We start from the raw sequence: 16,145 nt of genomic DNA on the forward strand, positions 1-16,145 counted from the left end.
TTAACCTAGTGCCATTAAAATGGAGGGGGAATAAAAAATTAAAAAACTTTAAAACTCATTCTCATTAATATAACAGATCCAACTTGAACTTTTCTTTTTCTTAAGTTTTTTATTGATACAATTCCAAATTTAAAAAACAAACGATTTAATTCAAAGGAAAAATTTTGATTACGGTGGTTAAACGAAACGGGCGCATTGAGCCTTTGGACATTACAAAAATCCAAAAATACACTAAGGACGCCACGGACAATTTAGAGGGCGTGAGCCAAAGTGAGCTAGAAGTGGATGCGAGGTTGCAATTCAGGGACAAGATCACTACTGAAGAAATCCAACAAACTTTGATTAAAACCGCTGTGGATAAGATAGATATTGACACGCCTAATTGGAGCTTTGTCGCTTCAAGGCTTTTTTTGTATGATTTATACCATAAAGTAAGTGGTTTTACAGGGTATAGGCATTTGAAAGAGTATTTTGAAAACGCTGAAGAAAAGGGCCGCATCCTTAAGGGCTTTAAGGAAAAATTTGATTTAGAGTTTTTGAATAGCCAGATCAAGCCTGAAAGGGATTTCCAGTTCAATTATTTAGGGATTAAAACCTTGTATGATCGCTATTTGTTAAAAGACGCTAACAACAACCCTATTGAATTGCCCCAACACATGTTTATGAGCATTGCGATGTTTTTAGCGCAAAACGAACAAGAACCCAATAAAATCGCTTTAGAATTTTATGAAGTTTTAAGCAAATTTGAAGCGATGTGCGCGACCCCCACTCTAGCGAACGCTCGCACCACCAAGCACCAGCTAAGCTCATGCTATATTGGCAGCACGCCGGATAATATTGAGGGGATTTTTGACAGCTATAAGGAAATGGCGCTGTTGTCTAAATACGGCGGAGGGATTGGTTGGGATTTTTCTTTGGTGCGCTCTATTGGGAGTTATATTGATGGGCATAAAAATGCGAGCGCTGGCACGATCCCTTTTTTAAAAATCGCTAACGATGTGGCGATTGCGGTGGATCAATTAGGCACACGAAAGGGTGCGATTGCGGTGTATTTGGAAATTTGGCACATTGATGTGATGGAGTTCATTGATTTAAGGAAAAATAGCGGCGATGAAAGGCGAAGAGCGCATGATTTATTCCCGGCTCTTTGGGTGTGCGATTTGTTTATGAAAAGGGTTTTAGAAGATGCGATGTGGACTTTGTTTGACCCTTATGAGTGTAAGGATTTGACTGAGCTTTATGGGCAGGATTTTGAAAAACGCTATTTAGAGTATGAAAAAGATCCTAAAATCATTAAAGAATACATTAACGCTAAAGATTTATGGAAAAAAATCTTAATGAATTATTTTGAAGCCGGCTTGCCTTTCTTAGCCTTTAAAGATAACGCCAATCGGTGCAATCCAAACGCTCATGCAGGCATTATTCGATCTAGCAATCTGTGCACGGAGATTTTTCAAAATACCGTGCCTAACCACTATTACATGCAAATAGAATACACCGATGGCGCCATAGAGTTTTTTGAAGAAAAGCAGTTGGTAACGACAGATAATAATATCACTAAATGCGCCAACAAGCTCACTAGCACCGATATTCTTAAGGGCAAGCAAATCTATATCGCTACTAAAGTCGCTAAAGACGGGCAAACGGCGGTGTGTAATCTGGCGAGCATTAATTTAAGCAAGATCAACACTGAAGAAGACATTAAAAGGGTTGTGCCGATCATAGTTAGGCTTTTAGACAATGTGATTGATTTGAATTTCTACCCAAACCGCAAAGTCAAAGCCACCAATTTACAAAATAGAGCCATAGGGTTAGGGGTTATGGGTGAAGCGCAAATGCTCGCAGAACATCAAATCGCTTGGGGGTCTAAAGAGCATTTGGAAAAAATTGACGCTTTAATGGAGCAAATCAGCTACCATGCGATTGACACGAGCGCGAATTTAGCGAAAGAAAAAGGGGTTTATAAGGATTTTGAAAATTCAGAATGGAGTAAGGGGGTTTTCCCCATTGATAAAGCCAATAATGAAGCCTTAAAGCTCACCGAAAAAGGGCTTTTTAACCACGCTTGCGATTGGCAAGGTTTGAGGGAAAAAGTCAAAGCCAATGGCATGCGTAATGGCTATTTAATGGCGATCGCTCCCACAAGCTCCATTTCTATTTTAGTGGGCACAACCCAAACGATTGAACCCATTTATAAGAAAAAATGGTTTGAAGAAAATTTGAGCGGGCTTATTCCTGTCGTAGTGCCTAATTTGAGCGCAGAAACCTGGAATTTTTACACATCAGCCTATGATATTGACGCTAAAGATTTGATTAAAGCAGCGGCCGTGCGCCAAAAATGGATCGATCAAGGCCAAAGCATTAATGTGTTTTTACGCATAGAAAACGCCAGCGGTAAAACCTTGCATGAAATCTACACGCTCGCTTGGAAATTAGGGTTAAAATCCACTTACTATTTGCGCAGCGAAAGCCCTAGCATAGATGAAAAAAGCGTGTTGGATCGATCGGTGGAGTGTTTCAATTGCCAATAATATAAGCTTAAATAAGCTAATCTTTGCTAAAATGAGATTCAAAATTATTTAAGGAAGATGAATGCTTTTTGCTATGATTGGTTCAGGGGGGTTTATCGCTCCCAAACACTTGCAAGCGATTAGAGATACAGGGCATTTTTTGGATTGCTCTTTTGATATTCATGATAGCGTGGGGGTTTTAGATGAGTATTTCGCGCAATCAGAGTTTTTTACAAATATTGAAGATTTTGAAAAGCATTTAGAGCAATCTAGGGCTATGGGTAAAGAAATCAACTATTTGAGTGTTTGCACGCCCACGCACACGCATTTTGATCATATCCGTTTCGGGTTAAGAAACGGCATGCATGTGATTTGTGAAAAACCCTTAGTTTTAGACCCTGGCGAAATACAAGAATTGAAAGATTTAGAGGTGAAATACCAAAAAAGGGTGTTTAGTCTTTTGCCCTTGCGCTTGCATTGCGACACGCTGGCCTTAAAAGAAAAAATTAAAAGCGAATTAGACAAAAACCCTAGCAAGGTGTTTGACATCACGCTCACTTATATCAGCGTCCAAGGGAAATGGTATTTTTCTTCATGGCGAGCGGATGTGAATAAGAGCGGAGGGTTAGCCACTCAAATGGGAATGAATATTTTTGACACTTTATTGTATTTGTTTGGAAGCGTTAAAGACAAGGTTATCAATAAAGAAGAGCCTGATTGCGTAGGGGGGATACTCTTTTTAGAGCATGCCAAAATAAGGTGGTTTTTTTCCATCAATCCAGAACACATGGGAGTGGCTAAAGAGAAAGTTTATCATAAAATGATCCTAGAGGGCGAAGAAGTCAATCTCACGCAGGGCTTTGATAATCTGTATATAGAAAGCTACAAACAGATTTTAGCTCAAGGGGGGTTTGGTTTAGATGACGCTATGGCGTCTATTAAACTGGCTTATGAATTAAGAAACCTCCCAGTCAGCGAACCCAATGAAGATTCGCATACTTTGTGTTGCAAAAACAAAACAAACCAATAAAAACATAATTTTTGAAAGCGTTGTTTAGGGGGTTTTGGTTATTGGTGTTTGATTAGAATAGGGTTGTTTTTAATTTTCTTTTAAGAGGGATTTTACTTTTTTAAGGGTTTCTGTATGGGTATTTATGCGTTATACATAGCGATAGGGCTTTTTACTGGCATTCTATCAGGGATTTTTGGCATTGGTGGGGGGATGATCATTGTCCCTATCATGCTCGCAACCGGGCATTCTTTTGAAGAATCCATTGGGATTTCCATTTTGCAAATGGCGCTTTCATCGTTCGTTGGCTCTGTTTTGAATTTCAAAAAAAAATCGCTTGATTTTTCTTTAGGCTTGTTGATAGGGGCAGGGGGGCTGATAGGGGCGAGTTTTAGCGGATTCATTTTAAAAATCGTTTCCAGTAAGATTTTAATGGTTATTTTCGCGCTTTTAGTCGTGTATTCTATGATCCAATTTGTTTTAAAACCCAAAAAAAAAGATTTTATAGCGGATACTAAACGCTACCATTTGCAAGGTTTAAAATTATTCTTAATTGGCACGCTCACCGGGTTTTTTGCTATCACTTTAGGGATTGGTGGGGGGATGCTCATGGTGCCTTTGATGCATTATTTTTTAGGGTATGATTCTAAAAAATGCGTGGCGCTAGGGTTATTTTTCATCTTGTTTTCTTCTATTTCAGGGGCTTTTTCTTTAATCTATCATCACATCATCAATAAAGAAGTGCTTTTAGCAGGGGCGATTGTGGGATTAGGCTCTGTTATGGGCGTGAGCATTGGGATTAAATGGATCATGGGGCTTTTGAATGAAAAAATGCATAAAGCTTTGATTTTGGGGGTGTATGGTTTGTCGCTATTGATCATTTTATACAAACTCTTTTTTTAATTGATGGTTTTATACCACTACTATTTTAAGACTCCTAAGAGTTTCCCTTTAGAGTATTTGCATTTGTGCGCTAATGAGAGCCATTTGTTAAGATTGGATTTTGATGCGACCAATTTTTCTCATAACGCCCCTATGAATACCCCGTTAAAACTCAGTATTCAAGCCTTGGAGCGTTATTTCTTGGGGCAACTTTTTGAATTTAATGCGCCTTTAGATTTGATAGGGACTTTTTTTCAAAAACAAGTTTGGTCTGCATTAATGACTATCCCCTATGGCAAGACAAAAAGTTACGATGAAATCGCAAAGCTCATTAATAACCCTAGATCTTGCAGAGCTATTGGCAACGCTAATTATAATAACCCTATTTCTTTGATCGTGCCTTGTCATAGAGTGGTGCGTAAAAATGGCGCTTTAGGGGGGTATAATGGGGGCATAGAAGTCAAAAAGTGGCTGTTAGAATTTGAAAGCAAAATTTTAAACCAGCAAGCTAAAAACTCTTTAATTTCTTAAAAAATGGGGCTTTGGTTATTTATGGTAAAAATCATTTTTTTAAGGGAGTAGGGGGTGTTTTTAATTTTCTTCCCAAATGCTCGCCGCTTCTTCTAAACGCTGCTTGTCAAAATGCGTGTAAATCCTACTGGTATTCAAGCTCGCATGCCCTAGAGCTTCTTGAACCAAAATCAAATCATGGCGTTTTTGATAGAGCAAGGTCGCAAAAGAATGCCTTAACATGTGCGCCCCGTTTTTTTCCCTTCTCAGACCCGCAAAATTGATGATGCGTTCCACTTGCTTATACAAATACGCTTGCGTTAAAGCGCTGCCTTTTTGATTGCAAAACAATAAATCATTTTTAACAGGATACAATTCCCTTTCTATAAGCCATTCTTTTAAAAGGCTCTCAATGTGGAAAGCTTTGAGCATCACCGCTCTGTATTTGTCGCCCTTACCTTTAATCAAAATCGTATAACAGCCATTTTCTAAAGTAAAATCCTTTATTTTAAGCTGTAAGGCTTCATTAGATCGCATGCCCGTAAAAACGATGATTTTAATGAGCAGGCGGTTTCTGGCGCGCACTTTAGCAGACATTTCTATTTTATCAATGCCCTCTAAAAATTTTTCTAATTCTTCATTATTTAGGTGAGTAGGGAGCTTGTTGCCCGTGCTTTGATTGACTCCGCTGATATTTTTAAGCGTGATATTATAAATATAAGATTTTTCATTTTCATCTTGATTTTGCTTGTCTATGTATCTAAAAAGCCCGAGCAGGGCGATCCTGTAATTTTTCTTAGTGGCTAAACTCAAACCCCCGGTATAAACGCTCAAAAATTCAGCGAGCAGCACTTCATCAATGCTTTTGAGCGATTTTAAAGAAATCTTTTTGGTGTATTCGTGGAATTTGAGTAGGGGCAGTGCGTAGGTGTTGATCCCAAGCAATCCGGCGTTACGGGCTTTTTTACAAACTTTTTCCAAGTGGCTTGCACTGCACACTTGATTTAGTTCGTTCAAACATTCAAAAACCTTGTTTTGGTCTTTCACTTGGGAATTAGACAGGCTTGTGCATTTGTAACGCAAAAAACGCCCAATCCATAGCAAAAGATTTTCTATAGGGTCTTTTAATTCTTCTAAGGGGTGCTTCATTGGGGGTTAGTCATCTATTAAGTGCAGATCAATATCAAAGATAAAATGGAATGTGTTTATCAAGCAAATTATACTTAATATCGTTTATTAGAGCGTAATCAAGAGCCACTCCCTCTTTTTGATTGATAGCGTTAGTAATAATGTCTGATAATGGAAATGCTTGAGTTTTTAATTGCCCCAATAAATCCTGAAGATTTAAATCATTGATAGTTTTATCGTTTTCTAATTCTAAAAATGCATTTTCATCATCAATACACCCATAGATAGTTTTTATTAATCCATTGAATATGTTTTTTTTAGTGTTAGGTAACTCATCATTTTCTAAAGATTTTCTAGGCGCTTTAATAGCTAAGTGAGAAGGATTACCAACATCAAAGATAAAATAAAACGCACTATCAAGCACATTATACTGGATGTCATCTATTTGAGCATGATTGAGCGCGACTCTCTTTTTTTGGTTGATAACATTGATAATATCTATAAATAATCGTTCCTTTAAATTCTTTAAGCCATCAAGAGTGATAAAACAATAGCTAACACTTAGATCGAACGCATTAGAGATAATCTTTTTACCAATGATCTTACCACTTTTTAAACCTTCAACAATTTCGTTGATCTTGAGGTTTTGTTCAGAGTCTACTCTATAATTACAAAAAGAAGGATTTATTTTAATTTCTTCATTCACTTGCTCTTTTATTTTGGCTATCCTTTTCTCCTGTGGAATTTTAGAATAACCATGCCACAAATAGCGATCAAAGGTATCTCTTACTTCTCTTTTAAAATATCCATATACTTTATATAATGATGGATAATCTTTTGGTGGCGAAAATGAAATTTTTCCATTGGGGATTTTTGAATTTTTAAAGTTTGTAAGAAATTGTGGTATTTCATTAGGGGCTTTTGGTATATTCTCTGAAAATTCAAGCAATACCTCTCTGAAATCAGAATCATTACCAATCAATTCAATTTTGTGTGTGTTTGAGTTTTCACAATAGAAAATACCCGTTAGCTCAAACCCTAACTTTTCTTTCAATCCTAACAAGTATTGCTTTAAATTGAATGAACTATCGTTTTGGAATATAAAACAGCTTTTTAGATTATCTAAAATTAAATAGTTTCCAATTGTAAATGGGCAATAAAAAGGATGCTTAATCGCATCACGAAAACATGATTCTAATTTTTTAGTTTTATTGTCAATATCAATAAGGTTGTCAGAGTTGCTAGTAATAAAGATAATCCCAAAAGGCAATCCGTAATTAATTTTCTTGTGAAAATCAAATTCAATTTCCTTGTTCTTTAAATTTGTAAGAAGTTGCAGTAAATTACCGAAAGTATCTTTGACTGCGTCTAACACTTCTCCAAATTCTATTTCTATATTATAAGTGCCTTTTTTATCGCAAATAGCGTTTTCACAATACCAAATATCTCTATTATTGAGATATTTATTATTGAGATATTTGGCTAACACTAGCAAGTAGTTTTTTAAATTCTGATTCGTTTGTAAATACCATAAAAGCAGTAATTTCACTAGTCCTACCATGTTATATCATCTAACTCTAATCTTGCTGCCATATTTTTCCTTAAAATTCATTTAGTTATGAAAACTGCACTTTTCAAACTTTTAAATCTAACCATTATACCACGCTATACCACTAACTACAATATAAAATCCCCCCCTTTTAAAATGAGATTCTTTTATCCTTTTGATTTGACAAAGCGAGCGATGCGTTCCATCCCCTTTTCAATCTGTTCTTCTGAGCATGCAAAAGACAAACGGACATAGCCTTCCAATCCAAAAGCCTTTCCAGACACTAACGCCACGCCTTCTTTTTCCAATAATTCATGGCAAAATCGCATCGAATCCCCCCCACAAAGACCGCCAATGTTGATAAAAAGATAAAACGCCCCATCAGGTTTTAAAGCGTTCAGCCCCTCAATCGCATTGATTTTTGCGTGGGCTAAATGACAGCGCTTCTCAAAAGCCTGACGCATCGCTTCAATTTCCTTATCCACCAACCCCTCAAGCGCCACAATTGAAGCCATTTGCGTGATAGAATTGATATTGGAAGTGCATTGGCTTTGCAAGTTATTCATCAATTTGACTAATTTTTTATCCTTGCTCGCCGCATAGCCCATACGCCAGCCTGTCATCGCTACTGACTTGCTCAAGCCATTAATGGTAATGGTGCGTTTTTTCATCTCTTCACTCACCGCCGCGCAAGAAACAAACTCCCCCTTATAAACAAGCTTTTCATAAATTTCATCGCTAAGCACCCAAATTGGAGTGTCTTTTAAAACTTCGCTTAAAGCCTCTAATTCCGCCTTACTATAAAGCATGCCGGTAGGGTTTGATGGGGTGGTGAGAATGAGCATTTTTGTTTTGGGGGTTAAGGCGTCTTTAAGCTGCTTGGGGGTGATTTTAAAGCGGCTTTTTTCATCGGTTTGAATGAATTTGCTCACCCCACCGCTGTATTTCACAAGCTCAGGGTAAGTTACCCAAAAAGGCACAGGGATAATCGCTTCATCGCCCTCCCCTATTAAGGCTTGAATCGCATTGAACAGGCTTTGCTTAGCACCATTGCTCACTAGAATTTCACTCGGTTCATAATCCAAGTTGTTTTCTTTTTTCAATTTATGAGCGATCGCTTTTAATAATTCAGGAATCCCAGCCACTGGAGTGTATTTGGTAAAGCCATCATTTAGGGCTTTTATGGCCGCATCTTTAATCGCTTGCGGGGTGTCAAAATCAGGCTCGCCTGCTGAAAAACTTAAAATGTCTTTTCCTTGCGATTTCAATTCTTTAGCGAGTGTGCTGATAGCGATCGTTGCGGATTCTGAAAGGGATTGGATTTTAGAGGAATATAACATGCTTAATCCTTGTTAATTTTTTGAACTATCATAACATGATCAAAAAGATTTTAATTCTAATTTTCAAAAAACTTCCAAAAATGTTTCAAAAGAAAGCAAGAGATTGTGTGAGAAAACTCTAATTGAAAATTCAATTAGAGAAAAACAAGCGTTTTAAATCAGAAATTGTAACGATACCCCACATAAAGGCTGTATTGACGGCGGTAAGTGAAGCTCAAATTCCCATGGTTAAAATAATAAACATTGATAGTAGGAATCTTCACGCCAAAGTCAAATTCTTGATGCTGGCCAATATGGGTGCGAATCCCTAAATTAAAAAGGAATTGGAAAATCGCCGGATCAAGGCTATAGGAGGTGTGCTTATAAGGGCTTTTGGTTTCCAAAAAAGCCCCTGTCGTATTACCCCAAGAGTTACCCGCAATTTGAACCCCCAAAAAGAATCCAAAACTCGCATCCTCTTTATTGATGACATTGTATAAAGTGTCAATACCCACACCATAAGTGAACATGTCAGACAGATTGCCCATTGTCCCTACTTTGGTCGCGCATGGTTCATTGAGCTTGCATGCCCCACCATTATCTGATGTCAAAGCGTTCGCTCCAAACACGGCATGCCCATAATCCATAAAGCCGTAATAGCGTGCACCAAACCATCTCTTTTGCCCGAAAAACTGCTTATAACCCACAGTAAGCCCTAAGCCTTGCATAACGGCTAGATAGTCGGTTTTACCCACAGGGAACTTAGGATAGTTAAATTCACTGCTTTTGGGGGGGTTTTTAACGCTTTGCGAAGCCTGACCGACTTGATAGCTAATCCCCAAATACCAAGCGTTTTTCTCGCCTTTCACTACTTTATATTCTTTTGGCTTTTCCAATTGTTTTTGCACTTCTGTGCTGCCTTCTGCTGCCAAAAGACTATTACCTAACACTACCGATAAACAGAGCGTTTTAAACACTACAAACTTTTTCATACAACATTTTTCCTTCTAAAAGTCTACATTTCGTATAATAATAACATAATAATCTATAAAAAACCTAAATTCTTAAGAAAAACACCCCTAAAACTTAAAATTTTAAATTTTCTAAGGGGTTTTAGTGGTTTTGCTCGGGTGATTTTTCTGTTTTTGGGGGGTTTCTTAATTTAACTTTGTTAAGAAAACCATCATTGTTTATAATAAAACCACTTAATCCTATCTCACTAAAGAAATATTCAATGACAATTTGCTTGAAATCTATAAAAGCATGGCTAATGTCTGTAGCTTTTGTTTGTATCAAGCTTTAAACCTCTTCCGTGCGCTAGAGAGTTACGGCAATCAACAATCTGTTTGATTAGATCTTCTTGACATTTATCATTAAAATAATTTTTCGTTTGATCGCATTTTGTCCTAGATAATGAAATTTTAAAAAATTCAGAGAGTTTTTCATGGAGTTTTGTTTGTTGTGGTTTCTTTAAAAAACTTTCAATCATGCTAATCAATGCAAACATGTCTGAATACAAGTGAATAATTGGATCTTTTTTATTGATAATGTCTAAAATACTTTCAAGTTGGAAACCTCTATCATTTTTAATACAAAAATCAATCCATTTTTCAAGTATTACAGAAAATTATCTATCCGTTGGAAATCTATAGCAATCCCATAAGGATTTATCTCCATGGACTTTTTATCTTTTTTGTAAGTGTTTCTTATTGCCGTAATGTCTTTATTAGAAAGCTTGAATTGAATATAGTCGATTTGGATGTCAAAATTAGAATGAGCATAAATCAAAATAAAAAAGTTTTTAATCGCTTCAGCAATAAGCTCTAATTTTTCAAGGGATTCAAAAATCATATTGCATTCCAAAAACAAATCACATTGATAAGTTAATAAACGATTCTGTCTTTCAGAAAAAAATGAATTAGATCTTGCTTTTATCTTGTCTTTTTCATATTTTTGGGACAAAAAATCATTTTGAATATAAAATGATTGTAAGATAAAATTATTATCATTATCCCCATGATAACTTTCACACCCACTTTCATCTGCTTTAAATGATGCATCAGGTAGCAAATGCTTCTTGGTCGTAAAAAAGCTTTCTAAATAATTTGTCCTGCAAACAAAACATTCGCCCTTAATTTTGTTTGGATCAATGTGATCATCAAACAGCCATTCATAATAAAATGTAATTGGTGTAGGATGCCCTAAAACATGACCTAAAATAATGCGATTATAAGGCTTGTAAAGAGTGTATCTTTTTTTGTTATCCACAATATAGAGCGTTTGGTATTGCAAAGAGTGGATCTCTTTAATTTCTCCTAAAACCATAAAAGAAAAAGAAATTTTGTTTTCTTGATACGAAAACACTCCTGGAATGTATTACTCATTTTGTGGATTGGTTTGTGGATTTTTTAAAAAAGCAAGACATTGCCCTTCAAAATATTCCACACCCCCAAGCGATGCGATCACTCAAACCTCTTTTTGCTGATTTTTTCTATCAAATCCACGCTTTTTTCAGAGAGTTTGATGACCCTACAAAGGAGCTCAAAAACATATTTGCCACCTTTGTAATCGTTCGGGTTGTTTTCAATCAAGCTGTCTTTATCCCTAGTCTTTTTATAGCGCTCAATCACCCAGTCAATCGCGCTTTTTGCCATTCACCACATATTCAAAGGCTTTTTTGGGGATTTTAGTGATAGCGATATGGTTGTTATAATGGATGCGATCCCCTTTTTTGGTCATTGTTTCCACATCATAATAGCCCTCTATTTCGGCGCTCTCTAGTAGGTTGTATTCAACGCTTGTATGCAATTCCTCGCTCTCATAGTTAAGGTGCAACTTCGCTAATTCTTTGCCAAGAATAGAGAGTTCTTTAAAATCCTCACTCAAAGCGATGCGCGGATCTTCTTTGGTGAGAGAATTTTTGTATTTTTCTAAATAGCCTTTATGGTGGAGAATCGCATAAATGTAATAAAAAATCTCTTCTTCAGCGATAGAGTTATCTTCATAATGCTTCCTAAAGAGGTTGAGCGCATAGCCGCTGATCGCATAATGGCGCCTCCCCCAATCATCGTAATGATACAAAGGGTAAGCTTGATTGGGTGAGATCAAATTATAATCAGAAATACAATCGCTTACAAGAGCGCTAAAATTCTTGCCATTACCCACACCAGTATTGATCACCACATTCTGAGCGTCTTTATCCGGGAAAATTTTTGGCAATTGGTATTGCCTGTGTATCCAATCCTTATCCCAATAAAGCCATCGTTTGTTAAAAGGGTGATACATGGCTAATCTTATGCGCTTCTCACGGCTTTCTTGCAGATTTTTGTTTTTGATAAATTCTTTTTTTAAACTACGAGTCCAAGAAATTTTCGTTTTATCGGTGGTGATTTCTCTATCATTAAGGTGTTTGTGAAGTTCGGCTGATTTGACGCTTTTAGTTCGTTGTTTGAAAGCTTCCCTAAAATGCGTATTAAAGCGCTTCAAATCAGCGTTATAAGTGTCAATGCATTTTTGCACCGATTGGGTTAAAATTTTTGGAGAAAAGTTATACACCCAAGGATCACGCCCACTTGCCACGCCGCCAGAATTGATGTCAAAAACGCTTTTGGAGTTTTTGTCTCTTTTTAAAGGGATGAGTTTTTCAAAATCGTCATCTCTTTGGTTGATCCAATCGCCTTTGTTATTCGGGGTGATGTTTCAAAAGGGATGGCGTCTAGGTTTGTGAAGTTAGCGAGCCGATTGAGTTTGTCCTCTCTTTTCAAGTAATCCCCAATATCGTAGTAATGGATTATGCTGTTTTTCACGCTTGTGTCTTTGACAAAAAAGATAATCGCTATCGTCGCCCTCGATCCGCTATCAAAAATTCCATCGCCTTCTTTTTGTTGCACCTCCCCTGAAGTCCTAGCATTCCCCCTCAAATTCAGCACATAAAGATGTGCAAAATCTTGCGCCACGCATTTTCTGAACCCATCGCCGCTTTTAGAGTCAATAAAACCCCCGTTCACCACAAAGCCTAGCACCCCCCTATCTTTAAGAAGTTCGCTTGCCATGTAGATGCTTTGAATGAGCGTGTCTCGTGTGGTTGCCCCCACTTTGGCGGTGGAATTTTTGCCGTATTTTTCATAAACCCTTTTTTCAAGATTAGGGTGTGAGAGGTTTTGGTTGTTATCGTTTTGAGATTTTTGACTGGCTGAATAAGGCGGGTTGCCTATGATGACTCTAATGTTTTGTTTTTCTATGGTGGATTTGATTTCTTTGTTTTCTTCCAAATCCTTAAAGAGATCGAACACCCCCTTATCGTTTTTTTCCTCATAAAAATCCAGGCTGTCCGTGAGCGCGATATTTTTGAAATTTTTTAACGAGCCATCCCTATTTTGCGCCGCTTGAGTGATATTGATTAAAGCGATATAATAGGCTAAAAGCACGATGTCAAAAGCGAATAAATGGTTTAAAAACTTCTCTTTTAAGGCTTCATCGCTAATAAGCCCGTTTTCTTTAGAAAGCAAACGAGCGATAAAACTCCCAGTGCCGGTGAAGGGATCAAAAATCGTGATGTTTTTATCGTTAAAATCCGTGTTGAAATGCTTTTTCAAAATGCCGTTAGTGGCTCTTAAAATGAAATCCACCAACCTCTATAGGCGTATAAACGATCCCTAGTTTTTCGCTTTGCTTTCTAAAGGCTACTTTAAAGAAAGTGTTGTAGAGGTTTTTAATGAGTTCTTGTTGGCTTTTTTGGCTTTTGGCGTGCATGGCTTCTGTTTTCACGCTTTCATAGAGGTTTTTAAGATCTTTAGTTTCTCCTTGTAAGCCCAGAGTGGAGAGTTTTTCTACCATTTTATCCAAGGCTTTTGAGATAGGGTTTTTGATATTGTCCCCAAAAATTGCATCAAAAATGGGCTTAGTGATGATGTGAGAGGTGATCATGTCTAAGGCTTCATCTTCTTTGATGTTTGAATGGATATTGCCTCTTAAGGAATCCAAAAAGCCGTGGAAAAATTCAGGGTTTTTTTCAAAAATATCTTTCAAGCGGTTATTCAAGGTTCTTGCGATATTGCCCGTTTTTTTAGTGAAATTTTCCCAATAGTTCCTATCCCCTATTGTGGCTCTTCATCGTCTTGATTTGTTCCATCATTGTTGTGGTCATCGCTCCCAAAGATTTTGATTTTTTCTCTAAAAGTGGCTTCATCAACCAGGCTTGGGTCATGGCTTCTTAAGGCTTTTATCACTTTCCAAATGTTTTTGAAATTGGTGTTATTGACGGCTTCATCCAGGTTTTGGATTTCACTCTCTTCTAAAGCGATAGGCAAAATGATATAGCCTCTTTTCTTGTGTTTGGCTTTTCGCATCACCCTACCCACCACTTGGATAATATCCACCATAGCGCTTTTGCCATCAAAAAAGACAATGCTATCTAACGCCGGGACATCCACCCCTTCGCTCAAACACCTAGCGTTACTTAAAACCTTGCAAGTGTTAGGCTTAAATGCATTGAGTTCTTCTAATTTTTCAAGCCTGACCTTACAATTCATGGTGCCATCAATGTGATCGATGCTGATTGTTAGGTTTTTAAAACTCTTTTTCTTAAGCTCTTCTCATTGTAGCATTCCATAATCGTTTCAAAGGAGTCCTTAATATTCTTGCTCGTGTTAATGCTTTTGCAAAAGCTTATGGCTCTTTGAGAGGGAGTGGTGTCGTTTTTGTTTTGCAAGTTGTGGTCTTGTTTGTTTTCATCATCTAAAGCGATTAAATCCTTTTTGGCTAACCCTTTATGAGTGCCGATAATCTTACAAACAAATTCGTTATTGATGAGCTTTTTATCCAGTTTAGTGCCTTCGGCTTCAAGCCGACTGATCTTTTTATTCACGCTGTTAGTAACGCCGCTTAAATTTTCTTTCCGCACCGCTAAAATCATGACTTTGTAGTCTGTGAGAAGATCTAAAGCGATCGCTTTGGTAAAATTGAGCGTATAGATTTCTTCGCCAAAAATACTCTCATCGTCCATAGAATAGATGGCATTATCGCTCTCTTTGGCTCTAGCTTTAGAGCTTTCGCTATAAACTTTAGGCGTGGCGGTCATATAAAGGCGTTTTTTAGCCTTGATATGTTCATCGCTATGACAAAGCGTGAAAGCGTTTTTATCGTCCCTTTCATTACTAGAATACATAGCCCCTACCGTTCTGTGGGCTTCATCGCAAATGACAAGATCAATTTCGCCCAAACCCGCTTCTTGCGCTTCTTTAATACGCAACGCGCTTTGATAAGTTGAAAAGATGATGAAGCGCTTGTTTTCTTTTTGCGCTTTTTCACAAACGCTTAAAATGTCTTCAGGGCGAGTGGAGGGCTTGTTGGGGAGCTCAGAAAAATTAATATCATCGGTGTCATCATCGTTTTTATTTTTCTTACCTTTCCCGACTTTATCATCGCTGCACACGATAGAAGCGTAAAAAGGATCGCTTTTTTCTTGCGCGTATTCTCTAAAAGTTTGGGAAAGCAAAGCGATACTTGGCGCTAAAAAAAGCGTGATTTTGGGTTCTAAAGCTTCCATGATTTTTAAAGAAGTGTAGGTTTTGCCTGTCCCGCATGCCATAATGAGCTTGCCTCTAGTGTTTTTAGGGTTAGAAAAATACTCTTTGGTGGCTTTTATCGCTTCTATTTGGTGAGGGCGCGGCTTTTTCTTATCGCATAGGGGGAGTTCGCCTTGAGTTTGCGTGGGATCGAACTTTTCCCAATCAATCTGAGAATAGATAAAATCCTCTTCATTGATTTCAATAATATCAATCCCTTTGCTTTTTCTGATTTGTTCAATTTCGTTAAGAGCGGTAGAGGTTAAATTAGAAGTGGAGATGATGATCCCTTTTTTAAACCTAACCTCTTTTACCCCGCTTTGCAATTTGCTTAAAAAAGTCGCAATGTCGTTCAGTGAAACGCTGTCTTGATGGAATTTGCATTGCACGGCGATGTATTCTTTTGAAGCCGTTGTGATCACCATATCAATCCCACGATCGCCCTCCTTCCCCCTTAATTTCCAATCGTTCCAAAGATCAATAGACTCGTATTCATCGGCGCTGTCATGCTCTTTTAAAAAACGCTTAGAAACTTTTTCAAACCAGCTCCCTTTAAGGCGTTGGTTAGGTATGGCTTGCAATTTTTCTTTGGCGAGTTTGAAGGTGCTGATTTCTGACATTTTTCATTCCTTAAATAGTGGCGTTAAAGTTCTGTATTATATAAAAAGATGT

At 37.4% G+C, this 16,145-nt stretch carries 7 protein-coding genes and 3 pseudogenes; 4 read left to right on the forward strand and 6 right to left on the reverse strand.

The window, feature by feature from the left end; translation table 11 throughout:
* The first annotated feature begins 164 nt into the window (after positions 1-164).
* The 4 genes from P6280_RS04995 to P6280_RS05010 all read left to right on the forward strand — a co-directional run bounded on the left by P6280_RS04995 (position 165) and on the right by P6280_RS05010 (position 4,932).
* A complete protein-coding gene (locus tag P6280_RS04995) occupies positions 165-2,531 on the forward strand; it encodes a ribonucleoside-diphosphate reductase subunit alpha (RefSeq protein ID WP_283237160.1) in 2,367 nt (788 codons plus the stop codon).
* A gap of 61 nt (positions 2,532-2,592) precedes the next feature.
* On the forward strand, positions 2,593-3,540 hold the full coding sequence (locus P6280_RS05000) for a Gfo/Idh/MocA family protein (RefSeq protein WP_283237161.1): 948 nt from the start codon (positions 2,593-2,595) through the stop codon (positions 3,538-3,540).
* Positions 3,541-3,654: 114 nt separating this feature from the next.
* Complete coding sequence (locus P6280_RS05005; protein ID WP_283237162.1) at positions 3,655-4,422, forward strand: sulfite exporter TauE/SafE family protein; 768 nt, start codon at positions 3,655-3,657, stop codon at positions 4,420-4,422.
* Between the two features lie 3 nt (positions 4,423-4,425).
* Entirely contained in the window at positions 4,426-4,932 is a 507-nt protein-coding gene (locus P6280_RS05010; protein WP_283237163.1) for a methylated-DNA--[protein]-cysteine S-methyltransferase, read from the forward strand.
* A gap of 60 nt (positions 4,933-4,992) precedes the next feature.
* Here P6280_RS05010 and xerH read toward each other — a convergent pair whose 3' ends face one another.
* The 6 genes and pseudogenes from xerH to P6280_RS05040 all read right to left on the reverse strand — a co-directional run bounded on the left by xerH (position 4,993) and on the right by P6280_RS05040 (position 16,093).
* Positions 4,993-6,060: a tyrosine recombinase XerH gene (xerH, locus tag P6280_RS05015; protein ID WP_283237164.1), complete on the reverse strand. Its 1,068-nt coding sequence runs from the start codon at positions 6,058-6,060 to the stop codon at positions 4,993-4,995.
* Positions 6,061-6,373: 313 nt separating this feature from the next.
* Positions 6,374-7,600, reverse strand: a pseudogene (locus P6280_RS05020) (hypothetical protein); the annotation flags it as partial.
* 155 nt (positions 7,601-7,755) lie between these two features.
* Positions 7,756-8,928: a pyridoxal phosphate-dependent aminotransferase gene (locus tag P6280_RS05025; protein WP_096524604.1), complete on the reverse strand. Its 1,173-nt coding sequence runs from the start codon at positions 8,926-8,928 to the stop codon at positions 7,756-7,758.
* A 158-nt stretch (positions 8,929-9,086) separates the two neighbouring features.
* Positions 9,087-9,899, reverse strand: coding sequence for an outer membrane protein (locus P6280_RS05030; RefSeq protein ID WP_000715014.1), 813 nt, complete (start codon positions 9,897-9,899; stop codon positions 9,087-9,089).
* A gap of 121 nt (positions 9,900-10,020) precedes the next feature.
* Positions 10,021-11,373 (reverse strand): annotated as a pseudogene (locus tag P6280_RS05035) (HEPN domain-containing protein).
* Positions 11,370-16,093, reverse strand: a pseudogene (locus P6280_RS05040) (type ISP restriction/modification enzyme). Before P6280_RS05040 ends, P6280_RS05035 begins: the two co-directional pseudogenes overlap by 4 nt.
* Positions 16,094-16,145 lie beyond the last annotated feature (52 nt).

It is taken from the genome of Helicobacter sp. 219-2, from assembly GCF_030053225.1.
Taxonomy (GTDB): Bacteria; Campylobacterota; Campylobacteria; order Campylobacterales; family Helicobacteraceae; genus Helicobacter; species Helicobacter pylori_C.